The 13,838-nt window shown below is 36.3% G+C and carries 13 protein-coding genes and 1 tRNA gene; 6 read left to right on the top strand and 8 right to left on the bottom strand.

What is annotated here, in order from left to right:
• Positions 1-275: 275 nt before the first annotated feature.
• The 4 genes from hisS to RHABOEDO_RS02145 all read left to right on the top strand — a co-directional run bounded on the left by hisS (position 276) and on the right by RHABOEDO_RS02145 (position 6,422).
• Positions 276-1,568 carry a histidine--tRNA ligase gene (gene hisS / locus RHABOEDO_RS02160; protein ID WP_215217082.1) on the top strand — a complete coding sequence of 431 codons (1,293 nt, stop codon included), beginning with the start codon at positions 276-278 and terminating at the stop codon, positions 1,566-1,568.
• Positions 1,561-3,351 carry an aspartate--tRNA ligase gene (gene aspS / locus RHABOEDO_RS02155; protein WP_215217083.1) on the top strand — a complete coding sequence of 597 codons (1,791 nt, stop codon included), beginning with the start codon at positions 1,561-1,563 and terminating at the stop codon, positions 3,349-3,351. The genes hisS and aspS overlap by 8 nt, the downstream gene beginning before the upstream one ends.
• A 51-nt stretch (positions 3,352-3,402) precedes the next feature.
• Positions 3,403-4,164, top strand: a complete 762-nt coding sequence (locus tag RHABOEDO_RS02150; RefSeq protein ID WP_215217084.1) for an FKBP-type peptidyl-prolyl cis-trans isomerase — start codon at positions 3,403-3,405, stop codon at positions 4,162-4,164.
• Between the two features lie 104 nt (positions 4,165-4,268).
• A complete protein-coding gene (locus RHABOEDO_RS02145; protein WP_215217085.1) occupies positions 4,269-6,422 on the top strand; it encodes a cation:dicarboxylate symporter family transporter in 2,154 nt (717 codons plus the stop codon).
• A 39-nt stretch (positions 6,423-6,461) separates the two neighbouring features.
• On the opposite strand, the gene trxA is transcribed toward RHABOEDO_RS02145, so the two are convergent.
• Positions 6,462-6,779 (bottom strand): thioredoxin, encoded by a 318-nt coding sequence (gene trxA / locus RHABOEDO_RS02140; RefSeq protein ID WP_215217086.1) that lies wholly within the window; start codon positions 6,777-6,779, stop codon positions 6,462-6,464.
• Between the two features lie 105 nt (positions 6,780-6,884).
• Here trxA and RHABOEDO_RS02135 point away from each other — a divergent pair.
• Positions 6,885-6,968, top strand: a tRNA-Leu gene (locus RHABOEDO_RS02135).
• 305 nt (positions 6,969-7,273) lie between these two features.
• On the opposite strand, the gene RHABOEDO_RS02130 is transcribed toward RHABOEDO_RS02135, so the two are convergent.
• The 7 genes from RHABOEDO_RS02130 to RHABOEDO_RS02100 all read right to left on the bottom strand — a co-directional run bounded on the left by RHABOEDO_RS02130 (position 7,274) and on the right by RHABOEDO_RS02100 (position 12,535).
• Positions 7,274-7,789 (bottom strand): transposase, encoded by a 516-nt coding sequence (locus RHABOEDO_RS02130; protein ID WP_215216393.1) that lies wholly within the window; start codon positions 7,787-7,789, stop codon positions 7,274-7,276.
• Positions 7,746-8,099: a transposase gene (locus RHABOEDO_RS02125; RefSeq protein WP_215217041.1), complete on the bottom strand. Its 354-nt coding sequence runs from the start codon at positions 8,097-8,099 to the stop codon at positions 7,746-7,748. The genes RHABOEDO_RS02130 and RHABOEDO_RS02125 overlap by 44 nt, the downstream gene beginning before the upstream one ends.
• 150 nt (positions 8,100-8,249) lie before the next feature.
• On the bottom strand, positions 8,250-8,924 hold the full coding sequence (locus RHABOEDO_RS02120; protein ID WP_215217508.1) for a lysophospholipid acyltransferase family protein: 675 nt from the start codon (positions 8,922-8,924) through the stop codon (positions 8,250-8,252).
• Positions 8,921-9,607: a (d)CMP kinase gene (cmk, locus tag RHABOEDO_RS02115; protein ID WP_215217509.1), complete on the bottom strand. Its 687-nt coding sequence runs from the start codon at positions 9,605-9,607 to the stop codon at positions 8,921-8,923. Before cmk ends, RHABOEDO_RS02120 begins: the two co-directional genes overlap by 4 nt.
• Positions 9,608-9,611: 4 nt before the next feature.
• Positions 9,612-10,466 (bottom strand): phosphatidate cytidylyltransferase, encoded by an 855-nt coding sequence (locus tag RHABOEDO_RS02110; RefSeq protein ID WP_220017715.1) that lies wholly within the window; start codon positions 10,464-10,466, stop codon positions 9,612-9,614.
• Between the two features lie 11 nt (positions 10,467-10,477).
• Complete coding sequence (gene uppS / locus RHABOEDO_RS02105) at positions 10,478-11,233, bottom strand: undecaprenyl pyrophosphate synthase (protein ID WP_215217511.1); 756 nt, start codon at positions 11,231-11,233, stop codon at positions 10,478-10,480.
• 6 nt (positions 11,234-11,239) lie between these two features.
• A complete protein-coding gene (locus tag RHABOEDO_RS02100; protein ID WP_215217512.1) occupies positions 11,240-12,535 on the bottom strand; it encodes an adenylosuccinate synthase in 1,296 nt (431 codons plus the stop codon).
• Positions 12,536-12,813: 278 nt separating this feature from the next.
• Here RHABOEDO_RS02100 and RHABOEDO_RS02095 point away from each other — a divergent pair, with 278 nt between their 5' ends.
• Entirely contained in the window at positions 12,814-13,824 is a 1,011-nt protein-coding gene (locus tag RHABOEDO_RS02095) for an RING finger protein (RefSeq protein ID WP_215217513.1), read from the top strand.
• Positions 13,825-13,838: the final 14 nt, after the last annotated feature.

The following is a 13,838-nucleotide window of genomic DNA, read 5'->3' as shown; positions in this document are numbered from 1 at the left end:
TATTTCTAATATATTTGAGTATACTAGTATGAGCATGATCTATTTAGCTACGGCATGCTTGGCTTAAATGCAACAACACCCTCTTACGTAAGTTTTTTATTACACAGTGCCTCTTGTTGAAAAGAAATTAGCCTCTCTTAAAAGATTAGAAAAAAAGCTTTTTTAAGTTTCTTTTTAGTACCTTCGAATCTGTATTTAAAATCACTTTACTCTTTAGCAATCCACAGTTTAGAATTCTTCTATCAACGCGTAAGAACTTTAGGAAAGTATTTAATATGAAATACCCAATTGTAAAAGGAACTTTCGATATTCTGCCACAGGAGACAAAAGAAGAAGACCTTTGGAAGGAATCTCATCGATGGACCTACATAGAGCAGATTTTACGTGAAGAAGCTATAAAACATGGCTTTAGAGAAATTCGTACTCCGATTTTTGAGCGCACAGAACTATTTGAACGAGGCGTTGGAGCGTCCTCTGATATCGTATCAAAGGAGATGTATACCTTTTTAGACCGCAAAGGACGTTCTTTGAGTTTAAGACCAGAGGGGACAGCTCCTGTAGTGCGCGCTTTCATTAGTGATCATCTCTATCAAACACCGGGTATTCACAAATTTTTTTATATCGGACCTATGTTTCGCTATGAAAGGCCACAAGCAGGGCGCTATCGGCAGCTACATCAATTTGGTGTGGAAGCAATCGGTACAATGCATCCTTATCAAGATGTAGAATTAATAGACCTAATGTATCAAATTTATCAGAGACTGGGGTTGAAAAACCTATCTATTTCTATTAATTCTGTCGGTGATAACTCATCTCGCATGGCTTATCAAGCAGCTTTGTTATCATATCTTACACCTCATAAAGATCAATTATCAGAAGATAGTCAAATAAGGCTTAAAAAAAACGTCTTGCGCGTTCTAGATTCTAAGCTAGATCAAGATCAGAAAATCTTGAAAAATGCACCTTTAATTAGCAAATACTTAAGCAAAGAGGCAAAAGAGCATTTTCAAATAGTATTACATGAATTAAATCAACTAAAGATCCCTTACCAGGTGGAACCAAGGCTTGTTCGTGGATTAGATTACTATAGCAATACTGTATTTGAAATCACCTCAGAACAGCTAGCAGCCCAAAATGCTGTTGGAGCTGGCGGACGCTATGATGGGCTAATAGCAGATTTGGGTGGTCCTAACTTACCAGCTGCAGGATTTGCTATAGGATTAGAGCGCTTATTGCAAACGATGTTAAAACAAGAAGCTTTCTTTCCAGGTCCTTTAAAACCGAATCTTTTCTTAATACCCATGAACAATCAGGCTACTCAATTAGCCTTTAAGCTGACAACGCAACTTAAACATAAAAATATTGCTGCACAAATGGATTTAAGCGGTAAAAAAATTCAACACGGTTTGCAGCTTGCAAATCTACTCCAAGCAACCGCTATTGCAGTGATTGGAGATGAGGAAATCCATTCAGGAAAAATCACTTGTAAAAAATTAGCAACGCGTGAATCTCACACTTTTTCAATTCAACATTTAATCGATAATCTTAAAGGATGGCTTAATGTTTGACTATCGCAGAACACACACTTGTGGAGAATTAAGATCCTCTCATATAGGTAAAATCGTCACTCTATCCGGATGGATACATCGCAGGCGTGATCATGGAGGTATCATCTTCATCGATCTTAGAGATCGCTTTGGCTTAACCCAACTCGTTTTTGATCCTAAAACCATTTCCGAAGAGCTTTTTGATCAGGCATCGCGTTTACGTAGCGAATGGGTTATTTCTGTTAAAGGTCAAGTAATCGCGCGCACTGAAAAAATGATTAATCCTAAACTCCCCACAGGTGAGTTAGAAATCTACGTAAAAGAATTAGAGATCTTATCTTCTTCTAAGACACCTCCTTTTTCTATTTGTGATGAGGATATCGAGGTAAATGAAGAGCTTCGGCTTAAATATCGTTATCTAGATATCAGAAGAGGGTTAGTTGCCCATAATTTATTACTGCGCCATCAATTGATGTTAACCACCCGCAATTTTATGAGTGAGCAGGGATTTGTCGAAATTTCAACACCCATTCTAGGGAAATCCACTCCAGAAGGAGCCCGTGATTATCTTGTACCTTCTAGAATCTATCCGGGTAATTTTTATGCATTACCTCAATCACCTCAAATATTCAAACAATTATTGATGATATCTGGCATGGATCGCTATTTTCAGATCGCTCCTTGTTTTCGCGATGAAGACCTTCGCTCTGATAGACAGCCTGAATTTACCCAAATCGATCTTGAAATGAGTTTTGGGAAACCAGAAGATATCATGAGCATTATTGAAGAATTAATGACTAAGATCATTCAAATTGTTTCACCTAATACCTCATCGATTTCCTTCCCTAAAATGAGTTATAAAGACTGTTTGGAAAGCTATGGAACCGATCATCCAGATCTGCGCTTTAAAATGCCTCTTGTGCGTCTTGACGACATCATAGAACAGAGCGAATTTACCGTTCTACGCGAGCAGCTAGCGCAAAAAGGTTGTATCAAAGCTGTTTTGGTAAAAAATGGAGCAGAGTTATCACGCCGCGAAATAGAAACCTATACACAATTTGTTTCTTTATTTGGCGTCAGTGGCTTAGCTTGGATGAAGTGTCAATCTGAGAGCTTAAGCTCAAACATTACTAAGTTCTTTTCCTCTGAACTATTAACAGACCTAAAAAACCGCATGCAATGTGAGATAGGCGATTTGATTTTAATAGCAGGAGGAGAAGAGGCAAGAATCAACCAAGGCCTAGATCATCTTCGCAGAAAAATTGCAAAAGAAAGAAATTTAATAGATCCATCTAATATGCATTTTGCTTGGGTCACAGATTTTCCACTGCTTCGTTGGAATACGGATGAAAGGCGCATAGAAAGCGAGCATCATCCTTTCACCTCTCCTCACTCTGAAGATCTTGAAATACTAAATACAGATCCATTAAAAGTGCGTGCTCTGACTTATGATCTTGTGCTAAATGGGTATGAAATTGGAGGAGGGTCTCAGAGAATTCACAATAGCGAATTACAAAATAAAATATTTGAAATTCTTCATTTATCTAAAAATGTCATTCAAGAAAAGTTTGGTTTTTTTGTAGAGGCTCTGGAATATGGGGCCCCTCCTCATCTAGGATTTGCTTTTGGGTTAGATCGCATATTAATGATTTTAGCAAAAACAGAAAATATTAGAGATGTGATTGCTTTTCCCAAGACCCAAAAAGCTAGTGATTTAATGATCCAAACTCCTGCAAAAGTAGAAAAAAAACAACTAAATGACTTAAAAGTTCAAATAGAACCTATTGAAATCATTTGGACATAAGATTTAAGATGAATAGCAAATACACTCATTTATGCTCCGAGGTAGCAACCCATGAAGTCAAAAAAATATCTCTTATTAGCTTGTGCTCTATTTATGACGCAAGCTGCCCTTTGTCAAGAAAGCCCTCCTGGCAGATCAGCTATTCACCACGATGAAATTGAAAAGCTTTCTCGAGCTTTTGGGCATCTGATTGGGAAAAATTTGATTCAACAAGACTTAGAAAAGAATGGTAAAGTCAAACTTGATCTAGCACAGGTTATCAAAGGATTGCAAGAAGCTGCAGATGGGAAAGAATCCCCTATGACAGAAAATGAGTGTGTAGAAGCAATTGTTGCTGCTAAAGAACTAGCATTTGAGCAAGAATCTAAAGAAAATTTAGAAAAAGCAGAAACCTTCCTCAAAAAAAATGCAATAGATGCAGCGGTGGTAAGTATAGAAAATGGCAAGGTTCAATATCGTATAGAGAAAACAGGCACTGGAGAAGCAATCCAGTCTCATTTTTCTCCTTTGGTGCACTATAAAGGACAATTTCTCGATGGTTCTGTTTTTAATGATTCTAATGAAGAAGTGCTTTTTCTCGATGAAATTATTACGGGCCTGCGCTTAGGTTTAATTGGTATGAAAGAAGGAGAAAAACGCACTATCTACATTCACCCTGATTTTGCTTATAAGATGCATCATAACCTTCCTCCTAACTCTCTTTTGACTTTTGAAATAGAAGTTGTTCAAGCAAATGCTTCTTATAATTCTCTTTCTTCAAAAGAAAATATACACCCTATGGAAATCGCTGAGCCCAAAACAGATATACGTTAGGACATTAGTTTTTATAAAAAAATCCTAAAATCCAATTGCATAAATCTACCCATACTGCTCTGATATGCAATAACGATCCATGACTAGATAATCCCATAGATTTTATGCGTTTATTTAAGATTTCTTTAGCTTTCCAAATGGCAATCGCCACAGTGTTTGGGATTCTTTTTGGCCTATTCCTGGGCGATTTATGCGATGTCTTTGCCTCTTATGCATCTGCATACATTAAACTCCTCAAAGTTACAGCTATCCCTTATTTAATTGGGGCTATTATCCATGGAGTAGGACAGTTAAGCTCTGCTCAAGGTAAATTAATTGTAAAGCGCGGTATCTTTTTTATTAGTTTAGCTTGGACCATTAATATTTTAATGATTTACACGGTCTCTCATTTATTTCCCCTTTCTAGCAGTCCTCAAACATCTGGTTATATCTCTAGCGATACACCTCATTTGAACTTTGCTGAATTGCTCATTCCCGACAATATTTTTTACGATCTAACCAATAACATTGTTCCAGCTATCGTAATCTTTTCTCTTCTGATTGGAATTGCATTGATCCACCTCAAAGAAAAAGATGTAATTATGAATGGTTTACAAAATTTAGTAAGTGCACTAACACGAATTACGGCTTGGATTGCTCGGATTACACCGATTGGAACTTTTTTAATTATATCCAACCAAGTAGGGACGATTCAACTTTCTACCGTTAAGCAAGTTAGCACTTATATAATCTTATACCTTTTAGGAACATGTTCGATTATATTTTGGATTTTTCCCAGACTTACAAGTATGTTAACCTCTATTCCTGCTTATAAATGGCTACAACAAACTCTTCCTATTTTGGTGCTTGCTTATACGACAAATGTAGTCATTGTTTGTTTGCCCTATATCATTGAATTGCTCAAAAAAGAAACAGCCATTATTGATCCTACCGACGAAAAAGCTCAAACACAAATACAAGGGACTGTGTCTGTTGTTTTCAATCTACCCCTAGGAGCTCTTTTCATTACCTTATTTGTATTTTTTATATCTATTTTTTATGGTTTGCCATTAGGTTTTTCTTCTCAAATTGAATTATTCGTAACTACATTTTTGACAAACTTAGGCTCGGTCGGACTAGGCTCGTGGATTAATAGTTTAACTTTCATTCTAGATTCCTTAGGCTTGCCGATTAATGCGATTAACTTGTATTTGACGACCCTCCCCTTTACCTCTGGATTTCAGTCCATGTTATCTGCCATGCAAATTACTTCTCTTTCTTTATTCATCACCCTTTCTTGTCGTAATATGCTGCTTTTTAGGTGGAATAGAATAATCAGTAAAACTTTTTTCACTCTACTTCCTATGGTTCTACTATTTCTTGTCCTTAAATCTTTTAATCCTTTACCAACTATTAAAAATGAAGCTAAAAGCATCTACGAACTAACAATTACCTCTACCATTCCCGTAAAGGTCTACAAAACGATTCCTCCCTCAAATCCTTTTGAAGGGGATGCTTTTGATCACATTTTATCTACTAAAACTTTAAGAGTGGGTTATTATCCCAATGTAGCCCCCTTTTGTTTTTATAATGTAAATAATCATTTAGTCGGATACGACATAGCCTTTGCTTATGAACTAGCTTACGACCTTGGCTGTAAATTAGAATTAGTGCCTCTTTCTTACAACAATGTCATTTCCGATATAGAAGGGAAGAAATACGATATTGCTATGTCTGCACTAAGCATGAACGAAAAAAGACTTAGAAACCTTTCTTTTACTAAATCTGATCTAGATGCAAGATTGATTTTGATTACAGAAGAAAAAATGCGTAAAAAATTTTCCTCCATGGAAAAAATTCTTAACAATCCTGATCTAAAAATTGCTGCACTTAAAGGATCTTCTTATGAGCAAGTAGCCCATGAGTTCTTTTCTAATGACAGGATTATTTATTTGGATCACTTTGAGGAATTCACTGTAAAAGGAAAGCAGGTAGCTTTGCTATGGGAAGAAAAACAAGCCCTTGCATGGATTTTAAAACACCGCAATTACCGTATTGTGATTCCAAGTCCTGCAATTGGAATAGATACTTTAGGCTATGCTATTAATGCAGACAGTCCTAAGTTTCTCAACTATCTCAACCAATGGTTAGAACTAAAAAACAATCAAGGATTTACGGAAAAGCAATACGATCTTTGGGTTAAAGGCAAAACAGAAATTGCAGCTCCCCAAGAAAAACGCTGGTCTATTGTTCGAGATGTACTACATTGGATTAAGTAGCTTTAAGGCAAGTGAAACACCTGCCTTAAAAAATAAGATTTACTTGGCTTTTGCAAGAAATGTTTTTAGATCATCTGCTTCTATTAAACCAACAACTCGATCTACTTCTTTTCCCTTATAGAATAAAACCAACGTAGGAATAGAAGTAATCTCTAAACGAGCAGCTACTTCTTGAGCAGCATCAATGTTTATCTTAAAAAAGTTCACCTCTTTTACTTCTTTAGCCACTTCCTCTAGAATAGGAGTCAGTTGTCGACAAGGTCCACACCAATCGGCAAAAAAATCAACCAATACAGCTCCTTGGCTTGTTTCTCTATCAAAGTCGTTTTCCAATATTTCTTTTATGAATTCACTCATTGCGTTTATTCTCCTTATTACATGGAATCTACTAGATTAAATCGCATTCTGGTTTTTAATCTAGCTTAAACTAAAAACCTCTTTCCGATACAATATCCTTCTTACGCGGTCATGGCGGAATTGGTAGACGCGCTAGATTCAGGTTCTAGTCAGGGCAACCTGGTGGATGTTCGAGTCATCTTGACCGCAAAAACTTCTTTAACAAAAAAACTAAACCTTATTTAAAAAAAGATCAATGTAGAAACGTTTTAGATGTTTAGTCCCAAAGTGTGATGGAGTGGGTTAATTCTAAAAATTTTTGGTTTTTTTTGCCAACTTTTGATAATATATTGGTTCCGATTCAATCGTATAGAAAAATATAGGATTAACGACAAGTTTCAAGTCGTTGACTTGAACCCCATTAAGCTAGCCGTTTGAATTGGCACTACTATAGACCTCTTATTGGAACAAAAATCATATGTTTATACTTATCATGAACCTATCTTGAATTAAATTTACTGTTTTAAAGATACTTGCCGACTTAAGAAATTCATCCAATATCCCAGTAGTCCAAACATTAATAGTCCGTTCCAATATATTGCCTTTCTTTCCCAGCGCACTGTAAGACGACGGAAGCATGTCTTTAACCAAGAAATCGTTCTCTCAACGACCCAACGTTGCTTTTCAAGGTAGCAAATGCCTTTTATCTTATATCCCTTAGTGTTTCTTTTCCGAGCTATCAGAGGAAAAACCTCATGGGAAAGAACATCGATACGTGTTTGCTCTGAGTCATAACCTTTATCTGCTTCAAGTATGGGTACTTTTCCCTGATTCCATGCTTTTTTAATGAAGGGAATGACTTTCCTAAGCAGAGGGATCACTTGTTTTTTCTCATCCCCGGATGCTGATGTAAAAGTGATTGCAAGAGGCTTTCCTGATTTTTCTACCAGTAAATGCGATGTCACGCCTTTACCTTTGTAGCCATAATCAACTTGCTCTCCTCCTCCGCGTCCGCTGGAAAAAAAAACCATCTACAGAGAGTCTCTGGGCATCAATACACCCCAGCTGTTCGGCAAGCTTAAGCAGCTCTTCTAAAAATTGATCTAAAAATCCAGCAGATTGCATTCTTCCAAGCCATGCGTGTGCTGTTGAGGGATGAGAAAACTCCTTGTTTCTAGGTGCATCTTTCCAAGGAGCTCCTGTCCGAAGCACCCAGAAAATAGTATTCACTACAGGTCTCCATGGCGCTAATTTTCTTCCATAATGGTTACGATTTACCCATTTTTCCATTTGAGGTTCGAGTATTTTAAACTGTTCTTCATTTAATCCTTGCTTGCTCATGTCATCTGTCTTTAGTTAAAAAATAAAAAGATCTGGTATCATAGCGAAAATTTATATTCAATTCAAGATAGGTTCATGCACTTTCTGCCTTTTCATTATACAATCATATTAAAAATGTTTAATAAGCAATGGTCTAGAATTAATTACTTCTTAAGGAGGGTCTCCTTCAGCTCCTCTCTCATACCAGGTACGTAAATTTTGTATAGATTCAGCTAGACGCTCTTTAAGAGCTTTTTGCGCTTGTTTTTTATCAAGGCCTTGAAATGCTTCGTAAGAAATTGGGGTGCCAAATACACAAGCCGTTTTCCCCCATAATTTAGGTAGCTTTCTTCCCCGATTCCAAATGGAAAACGTCCCATGAATATAAGTAGGAATTACAGCTATTTGAGAACGAAAGACTAAAAAAGCAACTCCGGATTTTAATTCTCCCAATTGATCCTCATAAGCTCTTGTTCCCTCTGGAAAGAGAATCACTTTTTTTCCAGATGCTAAAAGCTCTTGGATAGCTTTAAATGCTCTACTATTACTCGTATCCCCTTGCACGGGATGGGAGTTCAATTTTCGAATAAAGGGGCCAAATAAAGCATATTTAAATAAGCTCTCTCTTGCTAAAAAATGCACTTCTTGTGGCCATGAAATAGCTAAAATAGGGGGATCGTAAAAAGATGTATGATTCGCTGCAATAATTGCAGCTCCTTTATATACATGTTTTAGTCCATATATCTTATGTCGATAAAGAATTTTAAAGAATAACCAGGTAAAAAATACTACTATGCGATAGAGAAAAGAAAGAGAATTATCAGATGCCCAACTAGGTTTTATCATGGAATTTTTTCAGGATATTTTTCTGCGATCAATTGAATGATTTGATCAACCACTTCATTTAAAGTCAATATAGAGGCATCAATTTTATATGCATCTGGTGAACATTTTAAGGGAGCATTTGATCGAGTAGAATCATAATGATCTCTTTTTAATAAGTCCGCTAGCACAGATTGTTTAGCTAGCTCCAGCTCTTCTTGAGGATACTGGGCTAATAATTCAGCTAGACGCCTTTCTGCTCGAATGCGTGGATTAGCTGTTAAAAAAATTTTAATTTCAGCTTGAGGAAAAACAACCGTTCCCAAATCTCTACCTTCAAAAACAAAATCTCCCCGAGCAGCACATTGTCTTTGAATGTCCAATAATTTAGAGCGAACACAATCTATAGCAGATACTTCCGATACATGAGAAGTAACAAGATACGACCTGATCTCTTCTGTTACATCTTTATCTCCTACAAAATATCTTTTACTGTGCTCTTTTGTTTCTATTCTAAAAGAGAATTGATCAACTAGTTTTTGCATCTTTTCTATTTGTTCAATTGCAATTTGAGATTTAAGAAAAAACCAAGTAAATGCTCGATACATAGCACCTGTGTCAAAATACGTAAAATGCAATCTTTCAGCTACTTGTCTTGAAACGCTTGTTTTGCCTGTTGCTGCAGGGCCATCAATAGTAATGATCATAGTTTTAATGCATCCGCAAAAAGAAATATAAAATAGGCGTAGTAAAGAGTAAAGAGTCTACCATATCTAACACACCCCCCAATCCAGGCAAAACATTGCTATCTTTAACAACGGCATCTCTTTTTAAAAGAGATTCTGCTAAATCTCCTACTTGCCCTAATATTCCAATTAACATCCCAAGCCATATTGACTCTGAAAAAGAAAGGTGGAACCACTCTGCTTGCATATAAACCGCTAGTTTATGAATAGCTATGCTTGCACAAACAGCACCAATAAATCCAGCAATTGCTCCTTCTACTGTTTTCTGAGGACTTAAAGAAGGACACAATTTATTTTTTCCCCAAAGTCTTCCTACAAAATAAGCACCTACATCGGTAATTTTGGTGACAACAATTAAATACAAAAGCCACCAACGCCCTTCCTGAGGAAACCCATGATGAGGGTTGGGATAAAGGACTCCTAAGATTAAGCTCAAAGGCACCGCTACATAAACAATTCCAAAAAATTCGATGGCAATCTCATTTAAAGCCCCTATTACTCTTTTAAAACGGTGTATAAAAAAAGCAATAACACCTAATGCCACAACTAAAATGGGCAGTTGAGGAAGGTCTACAAAAACCAGATATATATATAAAGCAATTACTTCCAAAATTGCTATAGCCATCATTAATCGCGTGGCTGGACGCTTTTTTTTAGCAATAGCTAATTGCGCATATTCCCAAACCCCAGTAGCAGAAATTCCGGCTACAAAGAACATAAGTAAAAGACTAACAAAAGGCAAAGGGGAAAAAATAATTAATGTTGCGACACAAACCCCTATTGAAATAGAGGTCATTAGCCTAGAGCTTAAATCTGCCATTCTCTTTATGGTCATAGGCCTCCAAATCGCCTTTGACGTTGTTGAAATTGATATAAAGCTTTTATTAGCTCTTTTTCAGAAAAATCTGGCCACAACACTTCTGTGTGATAAAACTCGCTATAAGAAAGTTGCCAAAGCAAAAAATTGCTTTGTCTTTTTTCTCCACTTGTACGAATGAGAAGATCTGGATCAGGCCAGTAAGAAGTATCTAAATATTGAGCAATTAGTTGCTCATTAATTTCAGATCTGCTCAAAAGCCCACTTTGAACATCCTCTACGATATTAACAAGAGCTCTTTTAATGTCATCTCTACCACCATAATTGATAGCTAATACTAAATCAATTCGGTTCCCATTTTCGGTTGCTTTCTTTACATCACATATGGTTTTATAAACATCTTTTGGTATTTTAGTAAGATCTCCAATTGTCTGCAACCGCACTTGTTCTTTAATCATTTTAAAACAAAATCTACGCAAATAAATTTTACATAGATACATTAAATTATCTATTTCTTGCTGCGATCTTTGCCAATTTTCTGTAGAAAAAGCAAAAACCGTTAATGCTTTTATATTCCATTTAATTGCAGCGGTTACAATATCAATGATGGTTTTAGCACCTTGCCAATGTCCCATCATATTAGGCAAGCCGTTTTTTTTAGCCCACCTTCTATTCCCATCCATGATAATTGCAACATGCTTTGGGAGTATATTTTTATCTATAATTAAAGAATCTTCCAAAGCGCTTTCTGGAACATTTAACATCTGCATAGTAAATTATTTTTTAAAGAATTGGTGTAAAAAAAGAGTACTCTTTCGATCAGGCCCTAATGAGATCATACTAATGGGCACATCTATTAATTCTGAAATTCGCTTAAGATAATAAATAGCTTTTTCTGGCAGCTCCTCATAAGAGGGAACTTGAGATGTTTCTTTTCTCCATCCTTCTAGCACTTCATATATAGGCTCAACTCGTGCTAGATCTTCAATTAAAGCAGGAGGAGATTCCAAAGTAACCCCATCTAAGCGATAGTGAGTACAAATTTTAATCTCATCTAATGTATCTAAAACATCCAATTTGGTTAAAGCCATTGAATCGAGCCCATTTAACCTTGCAGAATAACGAACCAAACAGGCATCGAACCAACCCATGCGCCTTGTTCTTCCAGTTGTTGTTCCTATTTCACGCACTTTAGATGCAACAAACATTTTCTGTTCTTTTTCTGTAAAAGCAGTTGGCAGAGGCCCTTCGCCTACACGCGTTGTGTATGTTTTTACCACGCCAAGAACATGGTCGATCTTCGTTGGACCAATTCCCGCCCCTGCAATAACACCTGCTGCAATCGTGCTAGAAGAAGTTACATATGGATAAGAGCCAAAATTGTTATCTAAAAGAGTACCCTGAGCTCCTTCAAACAACACTTTCTTTCCCATTTTGAGGGCTTCAGCAATCCACTCTTCAACAGGCGCTATAAAAGGTTTTAACTTGGCAGCTAGTTGATGACATTCCTCTAATAAAGAATCCAATAGTAGCGGCTCTTGTTGAAAAATGATTTGTAATTCTTGATTTTTTGAAAAAAGATTGGCCTGTAACCTTTTTCTTAAAATATCTGGTCGCACAAATTCTGCTAATCGAATTCCTATTCGGCTAGATCTGTCCGCATAACAAGGTCCAATCCCTTTTCCCGTGGTTCCAATGGCTCGATCTTTCTTTCGACTCTCATACAACTTGTCTAGTAGCTTATGATAGGGAAAAATCACATGCGCATAATTAGACAGCCACAACCGATCCGCAAAATCAATCCCTTCTTTTCTTAAACAATCCACTTCTTCTAAAAAAGAACCTGGATCGATCACAGTACCACCTGTGATCAGACAATGTGTATTAGGATGTAAAATACCCGATGGAATTAAATGAAATCGAAGCTCTTGAGAACCTATTAAAATGGTATGTCCTGCATTGTTCCCTCCTTGAGCTCTAACCACAAAGTCGGCTGATTTTGCTAATAGGTCGGTGACTTTTCCTTTTCCCTCATCTCCCCATTGAGCCCCTACCACAATCATGCTAGACATATTTCAAAACCTTCTTAAGTCGCAATTGTGTATTTTTAATAAAAAGAAGAGTGTAGCAAATGCTTGATTTGAATCGATGATTTTTCTATAAAAACATGCTTCTCTTAAACAGCCTAATTAGGAGCAGATCTATTTCTCAAAGTTGTATTTTTTAATAGTTATTTATATTTCTAGAATAAAAATTAGCATGTTTTTCGACTTTTCTAAAAAAATTGCTTTTTATTCAGTTGAAATTTAAAATTTCATCTCCTTATTTCAAGGATCTTAAGGAGATAAGTATGAGTAGTTCTATAGGGATTGCAACCAAATGCGTAACAACATTTCTTGATTTCCTCCATGTTGTACAAGCTGTAGATGAATGCAGTGAATCTGAACCATCTATTTTACAAACTGCAAACGTCGTTAATCGACTAGCATTATTTGGATTTTCAGCAACAGAAATAAAAAAATTAACCTGTAGTCCAAGCGATAATCATGCTCTTGCTTGTCTAAAAAACTCAGAGCTTACAAGTAGATATTTACATCTTCTTATTCAAATTTTCAAAGGTCCAAAACGCTCTGAAGAGATAGAGACCGAACTACAGTTCTTAGAAAGAGCGGTAATCCTTCCTATATCGGATATCATAAGAGTATCAGCAGAAAAATCTACTTATGAAATAAAACACTGCCTAAATGGTGCTCTTGAAACAACTCCCACATCCTCTATAGATAGTTCTTTAAAATCTACACTAGAGCAAAAAGGGAAACTCAAAGAACTAGAAAATCGAATTAACATTGCTTTTAAGATGAAAATGGCCTTTGAATTTGGTTTAATTAATTCAGCAGGACAATTATATAGAAATTTCTATGAGAATATCTATGCAAGAGCATTTGGGCATTTATTCTTAAACCGTCGATATGATGACCCTCAAGAAATAGCGGAAGCTATTTTGAATTCTTTTCCTATCCCTCCAGCTTTCCATGATGATCTGATATTACGAAGATATATTTGTCCTATTACACTTGAGCCTATTCGTTACCCCGTGGAAGATCCTACTACTCGTCATCGTCAACAAGGACAAAACAATCCTACCTTGTATGAAAGATCAGCTATTATAAATAGTTTAATGGTCAGATCCCTATCTCCGATTACAAGGGAGCCATTGACAGCTAATCAGCTGATTGACCGACCAGACATACAATTTATTATTGAAGATAGGCTTAGAGAGCACGGTTCTAAACTATGGCAGTATCTCGAAGCAAGTCCTCTTTTACAACAACAATTACAAGCCGAAACAAGCAATCCTTAAAATTTATAGAAAAA

The organism is Candidatus Rhabdochlamydia oedothoracis (genome assembly GCF_019453995.1).
Classification (GTDB): Bacteria; Chlamydiota; Chlamydiia; order Chlamydiales; family Rhabdochlamydiaceae; genus Rhabdochlamydia; species Rhabdochlamydia oedothoracis.
Note: the sequence above shows the minus strand (reverse complement) of the source record. Positions and strands in the feature narration are given on the sequence as shown.

Bases quoted from the DNA above. Each gene is read 5' to 3' on its own strand.
- RHABOEDO_RS02100 (WP_215217512.1), bottom strand. From the start codon at position 12,535: ATGTCTAGCATGATTGTGGTAGGGGCTCAATGGGGAGATGAGGGAAAA.
- RHABOEDO_RS02145 (WP_215217085.1), top strand. From the start codon at position 4,269: ATGCGTTTATTTAAGATTTCTTTAGCTTTCCAAATGGCAATCGCCACA.
- cmk (WP_215217509.1), bottom strand. From the start codon at position 9,607: ATGATCATTACTATTGATGGCCCTGCAGCAACAGGCAAAACAAGCGTT.
- uppS (WP_215217511.1), bottom strand. From the start codon at position 11,233: ATGCAGATGTTAAATGTTCCAGAAAGCGCTTTGGAAGATTCTTTAATT.
- trxA (WP_215217086.1), bottom strand. From the start codon at position 6,779: ATGAGTGAATTCATAAAAGAAATATTGGAAAACGACTTTGATAGAGAA.
- RHABOEDO_RS02110 (WP_220017715.1), bottom strand. From the start codon at position 10,466: ATGGCAGATTTAAGCTCTAGGCTAATGACCTCTATTTCAATAGGGGTT.
- RHABOEDO_RS02120 (WP_215217508.1), bottom strand. From the start codon at position 8,924: ATGATAAAACCTAGTTGGGCATCTGATAATTCTCTTTCTTTTCTCTAT.
- RHABOEDO_RS02125 (WP_215217041.1), bottom strand. From the start codon at position 8,099: ATGAGCAAGCAAGGATTAAATGAAGAACAGTTTAAAATACTCGAACCT.
- RHABOEDO_RS02150 (WP_215217084.1), top strand. From the start codon at position 3,403: ATGAAGTCAAAAAAATATCTCTTATTAGCTTGTGCTCTATTTATGACG.
- aspS (WP_215217083.1), top strand. From the start codon at position 1,561: ATGTTTGACTATCGCAGAACACACACTTGTGGAGAATTAAGATCCTCT.
- hisS (WP_215217082.1), top strand. From the start codon at position 276: ATGAAATACCCAATTGTAAAAGGAACTTTCGATATTCTGCCACAGGAG.
- RHABOEDO_RS02095 (WP_215217513.1), top strand. From the start codon at position 12,814: ATGAGTAGTTCTATAGGGATTGCAACCAAATGCGTAACAACATTTCTT.
- RHABOEDO_RS02130 (WP_215216393.1), bottom strand. From the start codon at position 7,789: ATGGTTTTTTTTTCCAGCGGACGCGGAGGAGGAGAGCAAGTTGATTAT.